Source organism: Specibacter sp. NPDC078709, assembly GCF_040686795.1.
Lineage (GTDB): Bacteria > Actinomycetota > Actinomycetes > Actinomycetales > Micrococcaceae > Specibacter.
On record NZ_JBFBLU010000001.1, the window covers coordinates 285,222 to 307,060 of the forward strand.

General features: G+C 60.5%; 22 protein-coding genes. 11 read left to right on the plus strand and 11 right to left on the minus strand.

Translation table 11 applies throughout. From position 1 onward, the window contains the following. Window positions 1–52 precede the first annotated feature (52 nt). Window positions 53–463, plus strand: coding sequence for a DUF779 domain-containing protein (locus tag AB0P14_RS01250; RefSeq protein WP_363836726.1), 411 nt, complete (start codon window positions 53–55; stop codon window positions 461–463). Between the two features lie 17 nt (window positions 464–480). Here the strand turns inward: AB0P14_RS01250 and AB0P14_RS01255 are convergent, their stop codons facing one another. Both AB0P14_RS01255 and AB0P14_RS01260 read right to left on the minus strand, forming a co-directional pair. Then, on the minus strand, window positions 481–744 hold the full coding sequence (locus tag AB0P14_RS01255) for a type II toxin-antitoxin system RelE/ParE family toxin (protein ID WP_363836727.1): 264 nt from the start codon (window positions 742–744) through the stop codon (window positions 481–483). Next, window positions 737–1,003 carry a type II toxin-antitoxin system Phd/YefM family antitoxin gene (locus AB0P14_RS01260; RefSeq protein WP_363836729.1) on the minus strand — a complete coding sequence of 89 codons (267 nt, stop codon included), beginning with the start codon at window positions 1,001–1,003 and terminating at the stop codon, window positions 737–739. The genes AB0P14_RS01255 and AB0P14_RS01260 overlap by 8 nt, the downstream gene beginning before the upstream one ends. 257 nt (window positions 1,004–1,260) lie before the next feature. Between AB0P14_RS01260 and AB0P14_RS01265 the strand changes: the two genes are divergently transcribed. From AB0P14_RS01265 to AB0P14_RS01285, 5 genes are all read left to right on the plus strand, one after another. Beyond that, a complete protein-coding gene (locus tag AB0P14_RS01265; RefSeq protein WP_363836731.1) occupies window positions 1,261–1,884 on the plus strand; it encodes a nucleoside triphosphate pyrophosphatase in 624 nt (207 codons plus the stop codon). A 258-nt stretch (window positions 1,885–2,142) separates the two neighbouring features. Further along, window positions 2,143–2,586 carry a hypothetical protein gene (locus AB0P14_RS01270; protein ID WP_363836733.1) on the plus strand — a complete coding sequence of 148 codons (444 nt, stop codon included), beginning with the start codon at window positions 2,143–2,145 and terminating at the stop codon, window positions 2,584–2,586. Continuing rightward, window positions 2,583–2,912: a transcriptional regulator gene (locus AB0P14_RS01275; RefSeq protein WP_363836734.1), complete on the plus strand. Its 330-nt coding sequence runs from the start codon at window positions 2,583–2,585 to the stop codon at window positions 2,910–2,912. The genes AB0P14_RS01270 and AB0P14_RS01275 overlap by 4 nt, the downstream gene beginning before the upstream one ends. 122 nt (window positions 2,913–3,034) lie before the next feature. Next, a complete protein-coding gene (locus AB0P14_RS01280) occupies window positions 3,035–4,834 on the plus strand; it encodes a biotin carboxylase N-terminal domain-containing protein (protein ID WP_363836736.1) in 1,800 nt (599 codons plus the stop codon). Between the two features lie 55 nt (window positions 4,835–4,889). Then, on the plus strand, window positions 4,890–5,279 hold the full coding sequence (locus AB0P14_RS01285; protein WP_363836738.1) for a hypothetical protein: 390 nt from the start codon (window positions 4,890–4,892) through the stop codon (window positions 5,277–5,279). Between the two features lie 121 nt (window positions 5,280–5,400). Here the strand turns inward: AB0P14_RS01285 and AB0P14_RS01290 are convergent, their stop codons facing one another. Beyond that, a complete protein-coding gene (locus AB0P14_RS01290) occupies window positions 5,401–6,210 on the minus strand; it encodes a response regulator transcription factor (protein WP_363836740.1) in 810 nt (269 codons plus the stop codon). A 215-nt stretch (window positions 6,211–6,425) separates the two neighbouring features. Between AB0P14_RS01290 and AB0P14_RS01295 the strand changes: the two genes are divergently transcribed. After that, window positions 6,426–8,105, plus strand: a complete 1,680-nt coding sequence (locus AB0P14_RS01295; protein WP_363836742.1) for an ATP-binding protein — start codon at window positions 6,426–6,428, stop codon at window positions 8,103–8,105. A 10-nt stretch (window positions 8,106–8,115) separates the two neighbouring features. On the opposite strand, the gene AB0P14_RS01300 is transcribed toward AB0P14_RS01295, so the two are convergent. From AB0P14_RS01300 to AB0P14_RS01320, 5 genes are all read right to left on the minus strand, one after another. Next, on the minus strand, window positions 8,116–9,087 hold the full coding sequence (locus AB0P14_RS01300; RefSeq protein ID WP_363836744.1) for a hypothetical protein: 972 nt from the start codon (window positions 9,085–9,087) through the stop codon (window positions 8,116–8,118). Then, entirely contained in the window at window positions 9,084–9,917 is an 834-nt protein-coding gene (locus AB0P14_RS01305; RefSeq protein ID WP_363836745.1) for a hypothetical protein, read from the minus strand. The genes AB0P14_RS01300 and AB0P14_RS01305 overlap by 4 nt, the downstream gene beginning before the upstream one ends. Further along, entirely contained in the window at window positions 9,914–10,561 is a 648-nt protein-coding gene (locus tag AB0P14_RS01310) for a signal peptidase I (protein ID WP_363836747.1), read from the minus strand. The genes AB0P14_RS01305 and AB0P14_RS01310 overlap by 4 nt, the downstream gene beginning before the upstream one ends. 11 nt (window positions 10,562–10,572) lie before the next feature. Next, window positions 10,573–11,157: a hypothetical protein gene (locus AB0P14_RS01315; protein WP_363836749.1), complete on the minus strand. Its 585-nt coding sequence runs from the start codon at window positions 11,155–11,157 to the stop codon at window positions 10,573–10,575. Window positions 11,158–11,244: 87 nt separating this feature from the next. Next, window positions 11,245–11,787, minus strand: coding sequence for an alternate-type signal peptide domain-containing protein (locus tag AB0P14_RS01320; protein WP_363836751.1), 543 nt, complete (start codon window positions 11,785–11,787; stop codon window positions 11,245–11,247). A 374-nt stretch (window positions 11,788–12,161) separates the two neighbouring features. Between AB0P14_RS01320 and AB0P14_RS01325 the strand changes: the two genes are divergently transcribed. Next, on the plus strand, window positions 12,162–12,524 hold the full coding sequence (locus AB0P14_RS01325; RefSeq protein ID WP_363836753.1) for a hypothetical protein: 363 nt from the start codon (window positions 12,162–12,164) through the stop codon (window positions 12,522–12,524). 194 nt (window positions 12,525–12,718) lie between these two features. Here the strand turns inward: AB0P14_RS01325 and AB0P14_RS01330 are convergent, their stop codons facing one another. The 3 genes from AB0P14_RS01330 to AB0P14_RS01340 form a co-directional block, all read right to left on the minus strand. After that, on the minus strand, window positions 12,719–14,128 hold the full coding sequence (locus tag AB0P14_RS01330) for an MFS transporter (protein ID WP_363836755.1): 1,410 nt from the start codon (window positions 14,126–14,128) through the stop codon (window positions 12,719–12,721). Between the two features lie 271 nt (window positions 14,129–14,399). After that, window positions 14,400–14,537 (minus strand): methionine/alanine import family NSS transporter small subunit, encoded by a 138-nt coding sequence (locus AB0P14_RS01335; protein WP_363836756.1) that lies wholly within the window; start codon window positions 14,535–14,537, stop codon window positions 14,400–14,402. After that, entirely contained in the window at window positions 14,537–16,135 is a 1,599-nt protein-coding gene (locus tag AB0P14_RS01340) for a sodium-dependent transporter (RefSeq protein ID WP_363836758.1), read from the minus strand. The genes AB0P14_RS01335 and AB0P14_RS01340 overlap by 1 nt, the downstream gene beginning before the upstream one ends. A gap of 240 nt (window positions 16,136–16,375) precedes the next feature. Here AB0P14_RS01340 and AB0P14_RS01345 point away from each other — a divergent pair, with 240 nt between their 5' ends. The 3 genes from AB0P14_RS01345 to AB0P14_RS01355 all read left to right on the plus strand — a co-directional run bounded on the left by AB0P14_RS01345 (window position 16,376) and on the right by AB0P14_RS01355 (window position 21,785). Beyond that, window positions 16,376–17,827, plus strand: a complete 1,452-nt coding sequence (locus AB0P14_RS01345) for an MFS transporter (RefSeq protein WP_363836760.1) — start codon at window positions 16,376–16,378, stop codon at window positions 17,825–17,827. Between the two features lie 125 nt (window positions 17,828–17,952). After that, the gene (locus AB0P14_RS01350) at window positions 17,953–20,196 is read left to right on the plus strand and encodes a molybdopterin oxidoreductase family protein (RefSeq protein ID WP_363838114.1); all 2,244 of its coding nucleotides are present in this window, start codon (window positions 17,953–17,955) and stop codon (window positions 20,194–20,196) included. Beyond that, window positions 20,193–21,785, plus strand: coding sequence for an FAD-dependent oxidoreductase (locus AB0P14_RS01355; RefSeq protein WP_363836761.1), 1,593 nt, complete (start codon window positions 20,193–20,195; stop codon window positions 21,783–21,785). Before AB0P14_RS01350 ends, AB0P14_RS01355 begins: the two co-directional genes overlap by 4 nt. Window positions 21,786–21,839: the final 54 nt, after the last annotated feature.

Consider the following 21,839-nt stretch of genomic DNA (forward strand, 5'->3'; position numbering starts at 1 on the left):
CCTCCCTTTCGGCCCGGATCCGGGATCCACCCCCTATACAAGGAGCAGTTTCATGGACGCCATTCCCAAGGTTCTGGATGCCGCCATCACCATCGAGGGTGAGACCGCATCACGTGTTGCCCTATCCGGCACGGCCGTTGAACTGCTCCAGAAAATGTGGGAGCGGCACGGGCCGCTGATGTTCCACCAGTCGGGCGGCTGCTGCGACGGCTCCTCCCCCATGTGCTATCCCGCGGGCGAGTTCATTACGGCTGAGGCGGACATCTTGTTGGGACTGTTTGAACTACCTGACTGCGGGCCGCTGGAGTTTTGGATGTCGAAGGAGCAGTTCAACTACTGGTCGCACACCCATTTGACGGTGGACGTAGTCGACGGGCGCGGCAGCGGCTTCTCCGTGGAAGCACCCGAAGGAAAACGATTCTTGATCCGATCACGCCTGGTGGAGGGCTTTGAACGCGACTAGCCACTCCGGCGGCCAGATTATTTGTACACGTGCCGCCGGTGTCCGATCTTGATCACTAGGACAAGCAGCCTGCCGTCGTCAACAGAATAAATGATGCGGAAGTCCCTGACCCGCACCCTGAACTGCCCCGGTCTGGCTGAGAGGTTTTTTGCTCCAGGAGGCCGTGGCACTTCCGCCAGCATTTCAAGGGAACCGAGAATCAGTTCCTGTGTTCGCCCGTCCAACTTCTGCAGTTGTTTTCGCGCGGCAGACGTCAACTCGACCAGATATTTCTCAGACATTTAGTGAAATGCCGAGCTCTGCAGCGACTTCCGCCAACGTATATGTTCGGCCGCCATTTGCCACGTCTGTCAGGGCAGCATCTGCGTCGGCCATGTCCTCCAGCTCCTCGAGGGCATCGAGCGCTCGTTGGGCAAGGTCCGGATCCATGACAACCGCGATGGTTCGGCCATGGCTCGTGATGCTCACCGGCTCATGGCGTGAGGCGTCCAGCGTTTCGGCCCAGCGCTGGCGGGCCATGGTTGCAGATACCTTGTTCATAACAATCATCATACCGCTAAAATGTACGTTTTAGCGGTATCGCTTTGAGCCCATGCCCAAGCCGGGCGCAGCTATTTCCGCCGGTTCCGCGCCTGCCTGCTCTTCTGCACAATGACGGCCACTACGGCGACGACAATTGCTCCTGCCATGGCGATTTCCATTTCGCTCCCTCTCTCTGAATACGCCCGAAGGCCAGCCATAAGCATAGGCGAGACGGTCCGGCGTCGGCCCTGGCGCTAGGCGTCTAGGCTGGATTCATGACTCCTCAGCTCATCCTCGCCTCAGCCTCCCCCGCCCGTACCAAGCTCCTCACCGACGCCGGCATCGCCCACCGCGTCCTGGTCTCCGACGCCGACGAGGACGCACTCACCGCCGCTGCCGGCCCGCTCACCCCAGCCGAGACCGCGCTGCTGCTGGCCCGGGCCAAAGCCGAATCCGTGGCCGCCAGCGAATCCGGCGCCCTGGTGATCGGCTGCGATTCCGTATTCGAGCTGGACGGTGTCCCCTACGGCAAACCCTGGGAGCCGGCCGTTGCGCGCGAGCGCTGGCGGCTGATGCGCGGACGCTCCGGCGTGCTGCACACCGGCCATTGGCTCATTTCCACCACCCATTCCACGCACGACGGCGGAGCTCCCGTCGGGCACGGGGAGGTCACCAGTGCGGTGGTCACCTTTGAGGGCGTCTCGGATGCCGAAATTGACGCCTATATTGCCACGGGCGAACCCCTGCAGGTGGCTGGCGCGTTTACGATCGACGGGCTCGCGGGGGCCTTCATCGCCGGCGTCGAGGGCGACCCGCACACGGTGGTGGGACTGTCCATCTCCACGCTGCGTCGCCTTTTGGCCAAACACGGGGTCGCAATCACGGACTTCTGGGCCTGACACTGCCAGCCATTCGTGAACACATACGCACCACTTGCGCCCACTTTTGCGTATGGACACCTATACGCACCACTCGCGGCGAGTCGTGCGTATGAGTTCACAGTCCGGGGCATTTGCACGCCATTCGTGAACACATACGCACCACTCGTGCCCACTTTTGCGCCATCGTTAGGAATTCAACGAAAGTACTTGACGTAATGGAAAGTAGTTTCGTATAGTTGAGCCATCAGGAAGCGTGACTCAACCGAAAGGCCCTCCATGAGCCAGCACAACACCTCCCCGTCTGCAGAAGAAGCCCGCCAGCTCCTCGCCCGGGCCGAAGGCATCGGCACCTCAGCCACCAGCGCCGCCGGCTGGCCCACCGCCATGGTGTTCAACTCGCTGGCCATCATCGGCTCCATGATGATGATCGGCTTTCACATTGTTGCCCACACCGGCTACGGCGCACAGTTGATGGCCATGAGCGTGGGCGCCTGGGCCATGATCACGGCCTTCACCTGGACGTTCATGATGCGCACCACCAAGGCCGGCTTCTCCAAGCGGTTCGCCACCTCGCTCATCGCGTACTTTGTGCTCTACGGTGCAGCCATCACCATCGGCGCCCTGGGGTTCCCCGAAGGCAATTTGGTCTACTACATCAGCGCAGCAGTCGTCCTTGCGGCAGCCGGCGTCGGCGCAGCATTCAGGGAGCTACGCGCATGAGCCCCCAAGAAGCCCCGGACGCTCAAGACCAGCCCCAGCACCCCCGCCATGAACTCAGCGAGGTCCTGCACCAGCCTGTCCGCTTCTCCATTGCAGCGGCTCTGTCAAAGACCGAGACCATGGATTTCAAGGACCTGCGCAACACTATCCAAGTGAGTGATTCGGTGCTCAGCAAGCAGCTGTCGCACTTGGAGAAGGCAGGTTTCGTGAACATTAAGAAGAGCTTCGTGGGCAAGTTCCCCCGCACCTCGCTAAGTCTGAGCGCAGACGGCAAGCAGGCTTGGGAACACCACATCGCCACGCTGCGCCTCATCGCCGGAGGCTGAGCAAGCACATTCTTGTAGGAACCCCACAAAAGATCGGCAGTACACACGCATAAAGCGCATCAGGTGTGAGGAAAATCCACATATTCGCGCTAGGCTCTCTTGAGAATAGAAGGAGTCCGTCTGTGAGTATTTCACCATCTGCCCCGGCGCAAAAGCTGAGCAAAGTACTGATCGCCAACCGCGGCGAAATTGCCGTCAGGATCATCCGGGCAGCCCGCGACGAAGGCATTGCCTCCGTGGCTGTCTACGCCGAGCCGGACCGCGAGGCACTGCATGTGCGGATGGCTGATGAAGCGTTCGCACTGGGCGGCTCCACGGCCGCGGACTCCTATCTGGTCATGGAGAAAATTCTGGACGCCGCACGCCGGTCCGGCGCCGACTCCGTGCACCCCGGCTATGGCTTCCTGTCCGAGAACGCTGAGTTCGCTCAGAAAGTGATCGACGCCGGTCTGGTCTGGATTGGTCCTTCCCCCGCCGCGATCGCATCCTTGGGCGACAAGGTGCAGGCGCGCCACATCGCCGAAAAGGTAGGCGCACCCCTGGTGCCCGGCACCAAGAACCCAGTGCAGAACACCCAAGAAGTGCTCGACTTCGCCGATGAATTCGGCCTGCCCCTGGCCATCAAGGCTGCTTACGGTGGTGGTGGACGCGGCATCAAGGTGGTCCGCACCCGTGAAGAAATCCCGGAGCTCTACGAGTCCGCAGTCCGTGAAGCCGTCGCCGCCTTTGGTCGCGGCGAGTGCTTCGTGGAGCGCTTCCTCGACGCCCCGCGCCACGTGGAAACTCAGTGCCTGGCCGATGCCGCCGGCAATGTCGTGGTCGTCTCAACCAGGGACTGCTCACTCCAGCGCCGCAACCAGAAGCTGGTTGAAGAGGCACCTGCACCGTTCCTGACGGACGCACAAAACGCGCAGCTCTACGCAGCTTCCAAGGCCATCTTGACCGAAGCGAAGTACCAAGGCGCCGGCACCTGCGAATTCCTCGTCGGTACCGATGGCACCATTTCCTTCCTCGAGGTCAACACCCGTCTGCAGGTTGAGCACCCGGTCTCCGAAGAAGTCACCGGCATTGACTTGGTCCGCGAACAGTTCCGGATCGCCCGCGGCGAAGAACTCGGGTACGGCGATCCCGAAGTCCGCGGCCACTCACTAGAATTCCGCATCAACGGTGAGGACGCCGGCCGCGGTTTCATGCCGGCACCGGGCACCGTCACCACCATGAACCTGCCCACCGGCCCCGGCGTCCGCGTCGATTCCGGCATCACGGCAGGTGAGGTCATCGGCGGCAACTTCGATTCCATGCTGGCCAAGCTGATCGTCACCGGCGCCACCCGCGAGCAGGCCATCCAGCGCGCCAACCGCGCCCTGGCCGAAATGGAAATCGGCGGCATGCCCACCGTGCTCCCCTTCCACCGTGCAGTGGTTGCCGACCCCGCCTTCGCACCCACCGGCGGCTTGCCTTTCACCATCCACACCCGCTGGATCGAGACCGAGTTCAACAACACCATCCCCGCCTTCGACCTCGCCACAGCTGCAGGTGCCGCGGACGACGCCGGCACGCGTCAAAGTGTGACCGTCGAGGTGGGTGGCAAACGGCTTGAGGTGACGCTGCCGTCGTCGTTCGCTGTCAGTAACGGTTCCAGCAACGGGACGAAGAAGGCCAAAAAGGCTGGCCGCACCCGTAGCTCGGGCCCCGCTGCCCCCAATGGTAACGCGCTGACTTCGCCAATGCAGGGCACCATTGTAAAGGTCGCCGTTGCTGATGGTGATGTGGTCGCTGAAGGGGATCTGATCGTGGTTCTGGAGGCCATGAAGATGGAACAACCGCTCACGGCACACCGCGCAGGTACCGTCACGGGTCTGAGCGCAGCTGCCGGGGACACGGTTTCCGCCGGTGCCGTACTGGCAACCATCGAAGACTAAGCGCATTTACTCTAGGACCACCCAGGTCCGTTTTCCTCGATAGTTGGAGCCCACCATGGCCGTAGTCACCCGCTTTGTCAGCGTTGTCGAGCTTACTGAAGGCGCCAACTCTCAAGGTGTTTCCGTGTCGGTGCTCCTTGAAGCGGAGCTTGCTAATGGGCGCTCGCTCGTGGTGTTGGATGACCGTGGTTGGAATTCGAATCAGCCGTGGGATCAGGCCCGGCCGGAGCAAATCCGGGAGACGGCACGCACCGTCGTGGGCCCGGATGAGCCCTATGGCGAGCAGACCATGGCGGATGCCGTCACGGCGTACTGGGACTACATTCGCAGGATCTTAGCCGAGTATGGCATCGAGTCCCGTTCAACCGAACTCCAGGCAATCCCCCACGAGGTGGTCCTGAGTGAGCGGGTCCTAGAGCGCTTGAAGCACCGGGCTGACGGTTGAGTTTGAAAAGATAAGCCCGAACAGAGAATAGGGAGTGTCCCAATGGGGGCGCTCCCTATTCTCTTGCTAGACCCGCGCTAAGAAAGCGCCAGCTTTTCTGGTGCGGTCCGGCGCGCGGGCGTCAGTGGACCAGTCGGTAGCCCACGCCTCGAACAGTTTTGATCCAGCGAGGCTCCCGCGGATTGTCCCCCAGTTTGCGTCGCAGATTCGCTACGTGAACCTCAATGGTGCGCTCATCAGCGTCGCTGATGTAGGTTCCCACATCGTATTCATCCCCGCGGAGTCGACGCACCAAATCTGACTTGGTACGAACCTGTTTGCCGCTGTGCACGAGGGCGTGCAGAATATCGAACTCGGTTCGGGTCAGCTCAAGTTCGTTTCCATCCACTGCCGCTGTCCGGTCACCACTGTTCAGCAAGAGTCCGTTGACCGAGACCGGTTCCGCGGATGCTGCACCTTGAGCCATTGCCATCACCGGCTGAGGATCGTTTCCGTATTCGGGTTCCGCTGCCAGCACCGGAGTAGTTTCTACGGGCGCAAGCAGCGATTCCTCGCCGGCAAACCGTGGGCGGCGCAGCATGGCACCGATCCTGGCCCTCAGCTCGCGGGGCCGGAAAGGTTTGGTGAGGTAATCATCAGCACCGGTTTCAAGACCTATTAGGGTGTCCATTTCATCAGCGCGGCCCGTCAGCATGATGATGTAGGCATCGCTAAAGAGCCGGATTCGCCGGGTTACTTCGAACCCATCAATGTCCGGCAGCCCCAAATCCAAGGTCACGATTGCAGGTTTCTTCTCTCGAACCAGGGCCACACCGTCAGCACCGTTACTAGCGGCGTAAACCTCAAAACCTGACTGATTAAGAATTACGCCGATCAGTTCCCGAATATCCTGATCATCTTCAACAATGACAGCCACACGAGGATTGTCCATTTTCCCCACCAAATTCACTAGACCACTAAACAGCACACCATATAAGGCGCTTGGCGAGCCCCCAGGCCCATTTGTAACTCCAGTATGGCATCATCTTAAGCTGCGGCCCTTGGTTCTTCCGGTTCCAGTCATCACTTCTTTGTCTCAGCCGCGACAATGACCGTGGTTACCAGCCCCACGGCATGGGAAGAGAAAAGTTTTTAGTGGAAGTGATTGTGTCTGAAACACCCACAAATCAGCTCATAGGCCGCTTGTTCTATCAGCGGTCACGGCGCGTACGCGTGATCCTAGCGCAACTCCCCTTCTTTATGACGGTGGTTTTGGCGGCAGTTCTGATCTCCCTTTTGTATCCAAAACTCATGGGTAACCAGCATCTAGTGACCGGCTTGGTGATCAACGCCGTGTTGGCTGTGGCTTGCGTGGTAGTCCCCTGGGACAAACTACATCCTGCCTCGATTCTGGTGATCCCCTACCTAGATTTCATTGTGGTGGCGTTCTTCCGTGAAGGTAGCCAGACTCTGCTTTCTTCTGTAGGACTGTTGGGATTGTTTCCGGTGTTTTGGCTGTGCGCATCCGGCATTGCCCCCAAAACAGCCATTGTCTCCAGTACCTTGGCAAGCTTAGTGATTGTTTGGATTTCAGTGTTCCGCTCCGGACAGGTGAGCGGTGAAGCTCTAGCCAAACCGTTGCTTTTCCCGTTCATGATGTTGTTCTTCGCCATCACGGTGGTGGTGATTACCACCAGCATGGAGGGGCAGCGCACCAGTCTGCAGGCCAAGGACAAGCAGCTTCGCGCAGCTCTTGCCGAAAGCCAGCATCGAGAACGGCTTTTGGATGCTGTTGTGGACACCGTAGGCGTTGGCGTGGTGGTCGTTGACGCCCAAGGCAATGACCGCCTCATGAACACCACTCAAAGGGCCATTCATGATTTGGGCAGGCCGAACAATATTGCTGATCCCAATGAGAGCGAACTGCTGCTGTTCAGCCCGGACCATGTTGCACTCCCGGCCCAGTCGCGTCCCGTTCGCAGGGCTATCAACGGTGAAACGTTCACGAATTTCCAGATCTGGATCGGCACAGGAGAGCAAGCCCGCGCCCTATCCACGACGGCCCGAATGATCCGCGATAGCAAGAACGCCAATGATGGCGCTGTCATCGCCTTCCACGACGTCACCGACATGGTCAATGCCCTCAGCGCCAAGGATGACTTTGTGGCGAATGTTTCCCACGAATTCCGCACACCTCTGACAGCCATCCAAGGGTATATATCCATGGTTCTTGAAGAACCAGATTTGGACCCCAGTGACGTTGTGCGCTTCCTTAGCATCGCAGAGCGAAATGCGGATCGACTTGGCGGTCTCGTGGCTGATCTGCTCACCACCTCCTCCATTACGGTAGAGCGCTCCCCCAGCGATGTTTTCCAGTTGATCTCGGACAGTATTGCCTCTGCGACTCCGGCAGCCACAGCCAATGACGTCAAGGTGGACTATCAGTGCCAGGAACCGCTTATAGCAATGGTCGACGGCGTTCGGATCAGCCAGGTGCTGGACAACCTCATCTCCAACGCGATTAAGTACTCACCTGATGGTGGGACGTTGAGCGTGCGTGCTTGGGCTGACGGCACCGACCTTCACGCTCAGGTCGCTGACACTGGGCTGGGCATGAGTGAGTCAGAGCAAGCTGGTATGTTCCAAAAGTTCTTCCGGGCCGGCACCGCTGTTGGCCGCGGCATCCCTGGCATAGGTCTGGGTCTGATGATCTCCAAAGCCATCATTGACACTCACGGCGGTGTCCTGTCCGTAGAAAGTCAATTGGGCCTAGGCACCACCATGAGCATTGTCATCCCGGCCTGTGTCCTGGACTCGGAACTCCGAACGCTGAACGCAGAACTCTGAGCCTCCGAAGCTACCAAACAGTGAGATCGTAAGGCCCGTACTGGACGGTTTTATAGATCGGATCCCCTGCTTGCGTTCCATTCATCGGTAGAATCCGTAGCGAGTACTGCCCAAAGAAGGCGGCATCACCAACGTTGGTCCCGGCCTGATTCCATGGCCGTGGTGGGAAGATCAACGTAGTCCCCAGCGTCGAGGTAGAGAACTCGGCTCCGTACTTTGGATCCGCAGTAGCAAGCACAATGGTCACCACATAGCTGGTGGCTGCGCCTTGGGCCCAGCTGACCTTGAGCAAATTGTCATTGGGGCGTGCAGGCATGGGTTCAGTGGTCACCGCCAAAGCGCCCAAAGGTGGTTGACCATCTGTGGCCCCGTAGTCGCAGCCGGAGTTGTCCTTACCGAAGTGACGCAGTGTGCGGTAGCTCGGGTCCCCAGCAACGCCAGTGCTGGTATTCACGGGTTGGATCCGCAAAAGATAATTTCCGTAGGCGGTGCTCTTGTTGTCGAGAGAAAAGCCGACGGTTTTTTGGCTGACGGTCTGTGTCTTCTGGAAGTCAGTCGTAGCGGTCAGCGACTTCAGTGAGGCCACGTAGCTGATGCTTGAGGATTGGCTCCCACCCCATGCGATGGTGAAATTTCCAGAACTTCCAGGACTGCTGCAGGTGATAGTGGCCGCGTCCACCTTTGCAGGTAATGGCTTTATAGCGGGATTTGCCACGATGTTCGCGGTGCCAGCTGCGGGCACGGTGGGGGTTGGAGTTGGCACCACGGTTGGAGTGGGGGCTGGTGCGGCCCCGGCCGTGATATCAATGGTTGCCGTGGCGCTTTGGTTCCAGTTGGCAATGGCAATGCCCCCGGATCCGAGAAGGACTGTCACCACGAAGGCAACAGCGGCTGTTGTAAAACCCGGCCACGTGCGTAAGCCGCGCCGTGGCACCTCAGGGCCCGCATTATGGCCGGGATCGTGGGATTCATGGGTGGTCATGGTGTCCTTCGTTGACTTTTTCGGCGTCTTAGCAAAATCCCCACAAACGTGCCAGCGCTGAGCAGTACCAGCCACGACCAAGGACTGCGGCCCGTGGCAACAACATTACTTTGTGGCAGGGCATCTGCCGGCCACGGAGCCGCCGGGTCCACTTGTTCCACTGGTCCAGCGGGAAGTGCTGCCGTAGTAACGTGTGAGGCTGTGCCGCTGTTGACGGTGATCCGGCCCGTGGATGTATCACGGGACTGGGCAGCGCTTAGGGGCGCGCATGGGGAAACCGGCACCCCGCCGTCGCTGTCCTGCAGCAGGAAGACCATGTCAAAGCTGGACTTCTGATTGCGTGTTGAATTAGGAGCCACGCTGCTGAACTTGAGTGCTAGATCAATCGGCACTGATTCTCCCGCAGAGAGTGTCCGGTTTTCAATCATTGTGGTGCAGACTCCAAAGCTGGGCGGAACGCTGGCACTGACGCTCCAAAACGGAGCGGAAGCCCCTAGCTGCAAGTGGTCTGCTAAACCAGATCCAGAAACAGCAGCCGTGTTCACCACAGCGAAAGAAAAATCGGCTACCTGCGTGCTGGCATTGCGCACCCAAACAGTGTCGGATCTCGATTCGCCCGGGACAAGTCCACCGCCCTGGGAGAGCACGGTTGACAGACCTTCGGGAGCATAGTGGATCCCGTCACTGCTGAGCTCCAATATTTGCTCGGAACCATCTGCGGCCACGGCGGGCGGGGACAGAATCAAAGTCAGTATCGCCACGCCGGTAGCTGCTGCGGCGCCCATCCTTAGCGGACGCAGGGCGGAGGGAGCTATTTTCTTGCCCGTCAAAGACTGTGCCTCGCGTTATGGCCTGACCGCTTCTTTTCGAGCGCTCCCCTGATGATACTCAGTGCACCAAAGCCGATGAATCCCGCGGCGAGGACGGGGAGAAGAACGTCACGGTCTTGGCCTACGGCATTGGCGATGACCCCTACATATGGGACCGCGTAGAACAGTTTCCCCTTGACCTGCACTTCTTGCACCGGGGTTGAATCCGCGAGGGAATTATTATCGCCCTTGGTAGTCAAGACTCGCGCACCTGACTGGGTGGCTCCAATGGAGGTGATTCGGTGTGAGATGACCGCCGGTTTCCCGGACTCGATCTGGTAGGTGATGATATCGCCAACGCGCAGCTCTTCAAAAGGTGTTGGCTTAACCACCAAAAAAGAGCCTGGAGCGTATTTCGGTGCCATGGAACTTGTCAGCACTGTGAACGTTTGCGAGCCGGTGACCATAGGAACAACCACCATAACCAAGGCACCCAGAGTCACAATGAGCAACAGCAGATAGTTCAACGCTCGAGCAATGAAGCGCAGAGCTCCCCCAGCGCTATGCCCCACGGCAGCCACGGCAACCTCGGTGCCAACAGCAGCTTCGGCAGCTTCATCGCGGCGAGTCCCAATATAGAGATCTGCTTGGTTGATGACAGACATGGTGTTCCCTCTTAGAGTTGGTTGACGAGGATCGGGACGGCAATTTTGGCGCTCTGCCCGCTGAGGCTGGCCGGCATAGTTGCGGCAAGTGTGAACTGGAAACAGAACACACCGGTCCCATTCTTGGCGATGTCTGACGTTGCAGTTCCTGACGTTGGTGCGCCAGCATAGATCGCTGATTGACTGCACTGGGACAGTGACGTCGCAGCCACAGTCTTGATGAACAAATAGGGGGCCAGAGAAGCTCCCGTGTTGTTCTCGACTATCGGGACACCGGTACTGGCCCTAACAGTGAAGACGCCGCCGGCGTCCGTGACATTGCCAACGCGTACCCCGGAGTACGTACTTTGTCCGGGGATGATGAGGCCCGCCGGAGCGGTGCTCAGTGAAAGCGTCGCTGCAGTCCCATTGGCCAACGTCATATCGGTGACCCGGTTGGTGTCGGTGTCAGTCAGGCTAATCCGGAAGTCCGCGGCTTTGACGGTTCCGGCGTTGGAACTGACTGCCTTGTTCCAGAGCGCATAGCTTCCTTGGACGGTGAGCATGGCCAGCAGTATTGCAACCAGCACCAGACCGGCTGCTTTCAATGCGTGCATGCTCTTCATGGTTGCTTCCGTCGGGAGTGGCAGGGGTAGCGGTGTGCCGTTGGTAACCGGCACACCACCGGGGTCCTCGGACTGAGGTTACTTGTTGTTGGTATCTACAGGCGCTTGCTGTACCAGCGAGTAGCCAATGCCGCTGAGGTCAACAGACGCTGCAACAGCATCGCGGGCTGTGGTTGATTTGTTGAACGTAAAAGTGGTGGAGGCAGTCACTACTCCGCTATCTGCTGGGCGCAGATCGGCCGTCGCAGCAACAACCTTGCTGTCACTCTTGGTCAGCGTGGTTGCGGACACTGTTGCGTTGCTACCAAAACCGTCTGCCGCGGAGGCGCCTGTGACGGCCAGACGAGCAACCATCAAATCACCGACAAGGGTGACGTTCAGCGGCTGTGAATAGGTCAAGGTATCACCGGGAACTACTTTGTAATTTGCAACGTTGACCACGGTGCCTGAGGCGTTGGTCCACACACCTGCGCTGGCGGGAACCAAGTTCAAATCACCGGCAACAACCTTGCCCATGGAAGCACTCTGTGCCTGGTTCCAGGTAGCCAGTGTTCCGCCGCCGCCTACCAGCAGGATGATGCCAACACCGGTTGCGATTACGCCTTTAGTCATCTTGTTCATTGCCAGACCCCTTGTTCATATTCTTCTCAGCAAGTGATCCTGCCGATGAGAACAACAATGCCGTCACCAACTCAAGAAATAGCCTCAAAAATCCGGAAGATTCCGGCAAGAACAACTCAAGAACCAACGACGAACCCTGAAGCTCAAGGAATCCTCAAGATCAGCGCTGACAACGTCTATTTCCTAGCCAAAGGGACAGCGTTAAATGGCGCAAACTCTCCGGTAACTTAAGCTTCACGCAAGTCCTCGCTCTTGCGGCAAAATACTGACCACAGCAAGCCTCTCGCGCGTTAGGGTTAGGACTAGCCGAGGGTAAACCGCGGACAAACTGCCGCACAATTGATCAGTTTCGGAGGAGAAGGGAGCAGATGGTGATGACTAAGCCGCCGCTCGTCTGCATCACGACGCTTCTGGAATTGGAAGACTCCTTGGGCGGCGAGAAGGATCTAACCCGAAACTTTGTTCGCCGGTATATAGAAATGTGGCCCGGGCGTTTTGAACGCATTTATACAGCTGTCACCTCCGGCAACAAGGCAGACGCGCTAGATTCAGCCCTGAGCCTGCGAAGCTCCGCACTTATGGTGGGCGCTGCGCGGCTTGGCACTGTGACCAACGATCTCATTCACCTTCTAGAATGCCGTGACCATTCGGAAGCGACCATAAAAATGGCCTCACTCAAGTCGTGCGGAAATCAAACTGCAGGGCAATTGCAAACCCTGTATCTCTCCGTGGAATAACCCAAAAAAAAGTACGACGACGGGAGGTGTCCTTCCAGCGCAAGGGCACCTCCCGTCGTCGTAGGTGAGCGGATAATGAGTTTTCCCGAGGAAACTCTGTCTCGATGGAGTTGGGAATCCAAAAGGGCCTCGATGGGCTCTTCCACAGCAGTGGTCAAGCTCGTCGAGGCCCTTAGATGTGGAGCGGGTGAGGATCAGCTGACGTTGGAGGTGTATTCCAGGTCGCGAGTTTCCTTCATGATGAACAGGGCGATCAGTGTCAGCACAGCCATTGAGGACAGGTAGACACCCACCAGGACGGGGCTTCCGTCGGCTGCCTGCCAGAGAGCCACGGCAATGAACGGAGCCACGGCAGCACCGAGGATGCTGGACATGTTGTAGCTGATGGCGGAGCCGGTGTACCGCACGTTAGTGGGGAACAATTCCGGCAAGAGCGCACCCATAGGACCGAAGGTCAGACCCATCAGCGAGAAGCCCACAATGAGCAGCGTCATGACACCTGCGGTGCCCGCACCGAACAGCGGTACAAAAGTGAATCCAAAGACCAAGATGCCGCCGGTGATCCACAGCAAGGACTTGCGACGGCCGTACTTCTCCGCCAAAGGTCCTGAGACCAGCGTGAAGATACCGAAGAAGACCACACCAATGATCAGCATGACCAGGAATTCGTTGCGCGTGTAGCCAAGACCTGCGACCCAGTTGGCAACGGCGTCAGCACTCATCGGCTTACCCTTGGCCTCCGCCGCGGCCTTTGCTGCTTCGATCGTGGCCGGGGTAGTGCCGTAGGACAGTGTGAAGGTTGTCATCAGGTAGAAGAGCACATAGGTGGCCAGCATGACGAACGTACCCAGGATCAACGGGCGCCAGCTGGTCTTGAACACGCGGCCAACGGGGAGCTTGGAGACTTCACCCTGGTCGATAACCTTCTGGAATGCGGGTGTTTCTACCAGCTTCAGCCGGACGTACAGGCCAACGATGACCATGACGGCACTGAGCAGGAACGGAATGCGCCAGCCCCACGCCTGGAACTGCTCCGTGCTCATGCCGAGGCTGAGCCACAGGAAGATGCCGTTGGCGAGGATAAAGCCGATGGGCGCACCCAGCTGCGGGAAGGTTCCCCAGATGGCGCGCTTGCCCTCCGGAGCGTTTTCAGTAGCCAGCAGTGCAGCACCGCTCCACTCGCCTCCCAGAGCCAGGCCCTGCATGAACCGCATGACCACCAGCAGTGCCGGCGCCCAGAACGTCCAACCGGGCACGAGCGCCGTCGGCAGGCAGCCGATCAGGAAGGTGGCAATACCCATGGTGAGCAGCGACGCCACCAGCGTTCCCTTGCGCCCCACCTTGTCACCGAAGTGGCCGAACACAATGGAGCCCAGCGGGCGGGCGATGAAGGCCACACCGAAGATCGCGAAGGAGCTCAGCAGCGCTGTGGCAGCGTCGGCATTTGGGAAGAAGAGTGCCGGGAAGACCAGAACGGCTGCTGTGGCATAGACATAGAAGTCGTAGAACTCGATAGTGGTTCCGATAAGGCTGGCCACAATGACCCTGCCCCGGCTGTTGACTGGCTGGCCCTCCAGCGTCGCCGTTTTCTTAGAAGAGCTCATGGCTCGGCTTTCTCTCGGGGCTTTGCCATCGACCGAATGAGTAGCTCATCTCGTGCAATGCACACACGAATAAACAAGTCAACGAATTTGGTGGCAAAACCTTTTTATTTCACTCTGCGACTACCAAGAGTACCCCTAGTGTCCACCTGTTGGACAATCCATCCACAGTATGGTCATCTTGGCTATGGCTCACCTCAGCGTGAGGGCATAGCAATGGCGACCCGGAACATGTCCAAGTCGCCATTGTGATGCCTTGTTATGAACATTGCTGCTAGAGCTCGTGCGGCATTTCTTCCGGAAGCTGGTCCTCATCTTCCGGGTGGCGGGATAGGTTCCAGATGGCCAGGCTCAAACCGCCGCCAATGGTCAGAAGCGCAATGATCATCATGATGATCGCGGGTGTGCTCATTACTTAACCTCCTTGAGGTTGTTGTCGACATCGCCCTCTAGCTTTGCGGCGGTGTCGAATTCGTCGTACTCAGGGTCCTTGAGCCTGGACTTTTCGCTCCACGGGATCAGCGAGAGCAGCACTGCGCCAACGATCAACGCCGCTGCCATGCCCCAACCGAAGACCCCGTTGAACCAGGCCGGATAGCCTGAATACTGCTCGGCGCTCTTGGCCTGAACCTCGGTGATGAGCATGTAGCCCAGAGCCACTGGAACGATACCGCCGACGAGGATGCGCCACCATGAGCCCAGTTTAAGGGAGGAGGTCTTGTTCAGGTGCCTTTGCAGACGCGGCAGGCTTGTCAGCCCGGCCGAGACCACAATGACCGTGACGAGTGCACAGGCTAGGATGCCGAACTGGTTCACGAACGCGTCGGAGGTATCCAGCAGGTACAGGCCCGTGGTGGTCGGGAACAGCACCAAGGAGATGAGCGCGATCGGGATCGTGACCACCAAGGTAGCACCCTTACGGCTCCAGCCCAGCTTGTCCTGGAATGCGGCGACGATGACCTCAAGAATCGAAATGAGAGACGTCAACCCGGCGAACACCAAGGACCCAAAGAACAGGACACCGAGCACGGCACCAAAGGGTGCTTCGGAGACGATCGTCGGGAAGGCCACAAAGGCCAGCCCGATCCCGCCGGAGGCGACCTCGTCCACGGCAGAGCCGGAGGCCACAGCCATGAAGCCCAGGGCTGCGAAGACACCGATACCGGCAAGGATTTCAAAGCCCGAGTTAGCGAAGGCAACAACCATGCCCGAGCCTGTCAGGTCAGTCTTGCGCTTGAGGTACGAGGAGTAGGTGACCATGATACCGAAGGCCACTGACAGGGAGAAGAAGACGTGACCGAAGGCGGCGGCCCACACGCTAGCGTCTTGCAGGGATGCCCAGTTCGGCGTGAAGAAGGCGTTCAAGCCTTCCATGGCTCCTTCTAGGAACAGTGACTGAACCACCAGGATCACGAACATGACAACCAGCAACGGCAGGATGACAGCGTTGGCGCGGGAAATACCCTTGTTCACGCCTGCCACCATGATCACGATGGTTACGATCCATACGGCGAGCATGGGGAAGAAGACCCCAGAGACGAAGTCGAAGGAGACTCCAGCCGTATCGGCTGTTTGCAGGTAGCTATTGAAGAAAGCATTGGCGTCATCGCCCCAGGCCTTCGTAATCGAGAACCACGCATACATGGCAGCCCAGGCGATGATCGCGGCGTAGTAGACGGCGATGATGAAGCAGATCAGCACCTGCCACCAGCCAATCGGCTCGGCCGCGCGGTGCAAGCGGCGGTAGGACAACGGGGCGGATCCGCGGAAGCGGTGGCCCACCGAGTAGTCCAGGAACAAGAGAGGAATACCGGCGCACAGCAGTGCCACGAGATATGGAATGAGGAAGGCGCCGCCGCCGTTTTCGTAGGCGACATACGGAAATCGCCAGATATTGCCCAATCCAACGGCGGAACCGATGGCTGAGAGGATGAAGAGTCTTCGCGACGAGAATGTCTCTCGACGGGCCGGCGCGGCTGTTCCGCCCCGGCCTGCGGGTGATGTAGTCATGAAGACACGTTAACCCACGTGAGAGCCACACCGCATTATTTGAGGTGCTGTGACCACTGCTGGAATGACCTCACCGTGTCTTGCCGGTGGCGGTTAGCTAAACGTCACAACAATGTCACACCCCGGGAGCTGCCCCGAAACTCCGCTTCTCTATCGTTGCTGTCAGAACAAACGATTACAACACAGACACCGCATTCGCAACAGGAATGCACAGTCACCACAGCGACCGGGAGGTTTGTCATGACTGCTGAACAAATGAGCATCTCCACCAGCAAAAGCACAACTACAGGCGCCGGAACAGCACTCACCAACACTCGCGGCCGTTGGCTGCACCACTGGAATGCCGAAGATGAAAAGCAATGGAACAGCGTGGGGCGCGCCATTGCCAAACGAAACCTCGCCTGGTCCATCGCCTGCGAATTCCTCGGCTTCGTGGTGTGGCAGCTATGGTCCATCGTGGTGGTCTTCATGCCAGCGGCGGGCTTCACCTTCAGCTCCGGCGAACTCTTTTGGCTCATTTCCATCCCCTCCCTTGTGGGCGCCACACTGCGCATTCCCTATACCTTCATGGTGGCCAAATTCGGCGGGCGTAACTGGACCATCGTCTCTGCCCTACTGCTGCTGATCCCCACCCTCGGTATGGCGTGGTGCTTGGGTAACCCGGAGACCCCGTTCGGTACCATGCTCGTGGTGGCCGCTCTGGCCGGTTTGGGTGGCGGCAACTTCGCCTCCTCGATGGCGAACATCACCTACTTCTACCCCGCCCGTGAAAAGGGTTGGGCGCTGGGACTGAACGCAGCCGGCGGAAACTTAGGAGCCGCCGTCGCACAGTTCATGGTGCCTGTCGCGGTGACCGTCCTGGCCGCCGGAACTCTCGGGCTCCCCCTAGCCGGACTCATGTGGGTACCGCTGATCCTCATCGCTGCGTGGGGCGCCTGGAAATACATGGACAACCTCTCCAGCGCCAAGTCCGACATGGCCGGCTCCCTCGCCTCCCTCCGCGAACCGCACCTGTGGATTCTGGCACTGCTGTACATCGGCACCTTCGGCTCATTCATCGGATTCTCCGCCGTGTTCCCGAAGCTGATCATGGATTCCTTCGGCCCCGGCGTGGGATTGAAGCTGGGCCCGGCCATCATCTCGCTGGCATTCCTGGGCGCGCTGATCGGTTCGCTCGCCCGGCCCTACGGCGGCAAATTGGCCGACCGCTGGGGTGGCGCCCGCGTCACCGTCGCCTGCTTCGGCGTGCTGGCGTTGACCGCCATGGTCCAGGTTTTGACCCTCCCACTGGGCAGCTTCCCACTCTTCCTCGTCTTGTTCCTGGTGCTCTTCGCCGCAGCCGGTGCCGGTAATGGCTCCACGTACCGCATGATTCCCATGGTCTTCGCCCTCCGCGCCAATGCCTCAGGCGAAGCTGGCGACGCTGGCGACGCTGGCGACGCGGGCGACGCGGGCGACGGCGCCGGCCACATGAGCGCCACTCGCAAGGGTTCGGCGGCCCTGGGCATCATTTCCGCGATCGGTGCCTACGGCGGATTCGTGGTCCCGCAGGTGTTGAACGCCTCCCGCCAGTCCACCGGCGGCTACGAAGGCGCGTTCATCGGATTCGTCGCCGCCTACCTGGCCCTCATGGCGCTGACTTGGGCCGTGTACCTGCGCCGCTCATCGGCCGCATCGCTGGGAAACGTGTAATGATCCCCGCCGCCAAAATGACCAGTACGACGCCGGACGCGCACCTTCCCTCCCCCGCGGCAGCCACCGCGGGGGCTGAGTCCGGGACGGACACGCACTGTCCCTACTGTGCTCTGCAATGCGCCATGACCGTGACGGCTGCGGCACCCGCGTCCCCAGCTCCGGCGCCAGCTCCAGCAGCAGCTCCGGCCCCCGCAGCGTCCCCAGCGTCCGCAGCACCAGCAGCGCCCCCAGCGCCGGCGCCAGCAGCACAGCCGGAACCCACCATTGCTGGCCGCGATTTCCCCACCAACCGTGGCGGGCTGTGCCGCAAGGGCTGGACGTCCGCAGCACTATTGGGCCACGCCAGCCGCGTCACCACTCCCCTGCTCCGCGGAGCCGACGGTCAGCACCGCCCCATCGAATGGGAGCAAGCTCTTGATCTGATCACCGAAAACGTCGTGCGCACCCGCGAGCAGCATGGTGCCGATGCTGTGGGCGTTTTTGGCGGCGGAGGCCTGACGAATGAAAAGGCCTACCAGTTGGGCAAGTTCGCCCGCCTGGCCTTGGGCACCTCCCGCATCGATTACAACGGCCGCTTTTGCATGTCCTCGGCCGCAGCCGCCGGCAACCGGGCCTTCGGCCTGGACCGGGGTTTGCCCTTCCCGCTCGCAGATCTTGATACCGCTCACACAGTTTTGCTGCTCGGCTCCAACGTTGCCGAGACCATGCCGCCGTTCGTCCAGCATTTGGCAGGTGCCCGGGCAGCCGGCGGGTTCATCGTGGTGGATCCCCGGCGCACTGCCACGGCGGACTTCACCGCCGACGGTGCTGGCCTGCATCTGGCACCCGTGCCCGCCACCGATCTGGTGCTATTGCTGGGCCTGTGCCACATCGTCATTCACGACGGCTTAGCCAACAAGGACTTCCTCAACAACCGCACCAGGGGCTATGAGCAGTTGGCCCGCAGCGTGGCTTCCTGGTGGCCCGAACGCGTGCAGTCGGTAACGGGCGTACCCGTTGCGCAACTGCGCGAAACCGCCCGGCTTCTGGCCGTTGGTGCCCAGCGCGGCGGCAGTTATATCCTCACTGGGCGCGGTGTGGAACAGCATGTGGACGGCACAGACACGGCCACCGCCGCCATCAACCTGGCGCTCTTGCTAGGACTCCCCGGCTCTGCGAGCAGCGGTTATGGGACGCTCACCGGCCAGGGCAACGGGCAGGGTGGGCGCGAACACGGGCAAAAGGCCGATCAGCTCCCCGGCTACCGCAAGATCACCGACCCCGCCGCCCGCGTCCACGTTGCCAAGGTGTGGGGTGTGGAACCGGCGGACATCCCCGGTCCGGGGGTACCCGCCGTCGAACTTCTCGCCTCACTGGGCAAGCCCGACGGCGTGCGCACGTTCTTCATTCACGGCGCCAACGTGGTGGTGTCCGCGCCCAACGCCGGTGAGGTACTTGCGGGTCTACGCCAGCTGGATTTCCTAGTGGTGTCCGATTTCTTCATGTCGGAGACGGCGCGGGAGGCCCATCTGGTGTTGCCTGTTCTGCAATGGGCCGAGGAGGAGGGCACCATGACAAATCTGGAGGGTCGGGTGCTGCGTCGCCGGGCCGCCGTTACGCCTCCCGCGGGCGCACGTTCGGAACTGTGGATCATCTCAGAGCTGGCGCGCAGACTGAATGCGCCCTCCACTTTCAGCCCGGATCCGGAAACCGTGTTCACCGAATTGCGCGCCGCCTCCGCTGGTGGCTTGGCCGATTACTCCGGCATCGATTACGCCATGTTAGATGCCGGCGCCGAAGCTTACTGGCCCTTTCCTGCTGGCAGCCAGGGTACGCCAAGGCTCTTCCTGGAAGGCTTCGCTCATCCCGATGGCAAGGCGGTGCTGACCCCGGTAGCGCCGTCGCCTTCTCGGCCAGGCGCCAGCGCCCGCGCCCGCGCCAATACTAGGGACAGCGCCAATACTCGGGACACGCTATTCACCGGCGCCACGCTGGCCTTAGTCACCGGCCGGTTGTTGGAGCATTACCAATCCGGCGCCCAGACGCGGCGTGTGCAGGCCTTGGCTGATGCCGCCCCTCAGGCCGAGCTGCTCATCCATCCGCTAGCAGCGCAGTCCCGAGGAATTCTCGACGGCGCACTGGTCACCATCGCGAGCGGGCGCGGAACGGTGCGGTGTAGGGCCACGTACAGCACGGCGATTCGAAGCGATACGGTCTTCCTCCCCTTCCATTTTCCGGAAGCGGAGAACGCAAACTTGCTCACCAGCGCAGCCGTGGACCCCATCTCCGGCATGCCGGAATTCAAAGCCACCTCGGTCACGGTCACGGCGTGCGCGGTGGATGAAGAACTACCAAGTGGTGCAACAGCATTGGAGGCAGTCGCATGACGTTGACACCCCGGCAGCAGCACCAGCCCCAGCACATCGTGGTGGTTGGTTACGGGCCCGTGGCGGCCCGACTGGCAGAGGAATTGTTGCCCAGCGTCCGTCGCGGCGAGCTGGCCCTGAGCATTATTGGTGCGGAAAGCACCCCCGCCTACAACCGCGTGCTCGTAGCCGATCTGGGCGTGGGCAGGACCACCGAGGACGCCATTTCCGTCTCCGATCCAGCGGAACTCATAGCTGCTGGGGTGTCCGTTCACATGGCTGTACTGGTCCGGCGGGTGGACCGTGCCCGCCGCGGAGTTTTGCTCTCCGATGGCAGGCGGATCAACTATGACAAGTTGGTCTTCGCCACGGGTGCTCGCCCTGTGATTCCCACCTTGCATGGGCTCAATCCCGATCCCACCGCGCAAGTCCCGCTCCCCCTTGGCGTGAGCACCCTGCGCGATCTGGCCGATGCCGCGGTGCTGCGCAACGCCGTCGAACGTCAAGCGCGCGTGGTGGTGCTGGGCGGCGGAATCCTCGGTTTGGAAGCCGCCCTGGCCGCGCGCGACGAGGGCGCGCACGTGACGGTGGTCCACCACGGTGCGCACACCATGGGCCGCAGCATCGACGCCGGCGCGGGTCATACCGTGGCCGCCGCACTGCGTGCGCGGGGCATCACTGTGGTCTCGCATGCGCGTGCCGTCGGGGTTGAATTGAGCCCATCGGCCGACGGCGTTCCCACCTTTTCCGGTTTACTTCAGGAGGCGGGGGCCACCGTGGAGGGAGAACTACTGGTGCTCTCCTGTGGTGTGCGGCCTCGCATTGAGGTAGCAGCCGGCGCCGGACTGGCCACGGACCGGGGTATCTTGGTGGACCACCAGCTGATGGCGCATCACGATCATAATGTTTTCGCGATGGGCGATTGTGCCCAGGTTCGTTGTTTGGATACACAATGTGCTGAATGCGCTGACAGTTCAGGGCCGCTGGGATTGATAGGGCCAGGGTGGCGGCAGGCAGAATGGTTGGCCGCGTTCTTGATCGGCTCCGCAGCAACTGCCGTTCAGCTGCCGGCTGCTCTACCCGCTGTTCCTGTTCCTGGTGTTCCTCTGCCTGCGGAGCGGGCGCCGGTCATCATGCTCAAGGCTCGCGGTGTTGATGTGGCGGCGGCTGGAGATGTTACAGCTGGGCCATTCGAGGATGTTCCCGGCTTGGCGGTGAGTCAGTGGGCTGATCCCGAGCACGGGAAATACGTGAAAATGAGTACCCGTGGCGGTGTGCTGGCAGGATTCGTGAGCGTCGGTATGCCACGGGCTGGCGCGGAACTGACGCTGTTGTTTGAACGCGGTTCCGAACTTCCGGCGGACCGCTCGGCGCTGCTGCGTTTGGATGGCTCGGACCGAGACAGCAACGTCAGCGCGGCGCCCGACCCGGCCAGGACGGTGTGCCGCTGTGCCGGTGTCACAGAAGAGAGGATCATGGCCGCGGTGACGGCCGGATGTTCAACTGTTCCGGAGATTTCCGCCACCACGCGTGCCGGAACCGGCTGCGGCGGCTGCCACGGAGAGCTGAAATCACTGATCGAGGCCCATTTCGCCCCGGCCGCGGCGTAAAACTGAGGCGTAAAACAGAATTGACCCGTGAGCTGTGGTCGCTTAGACGGTTCT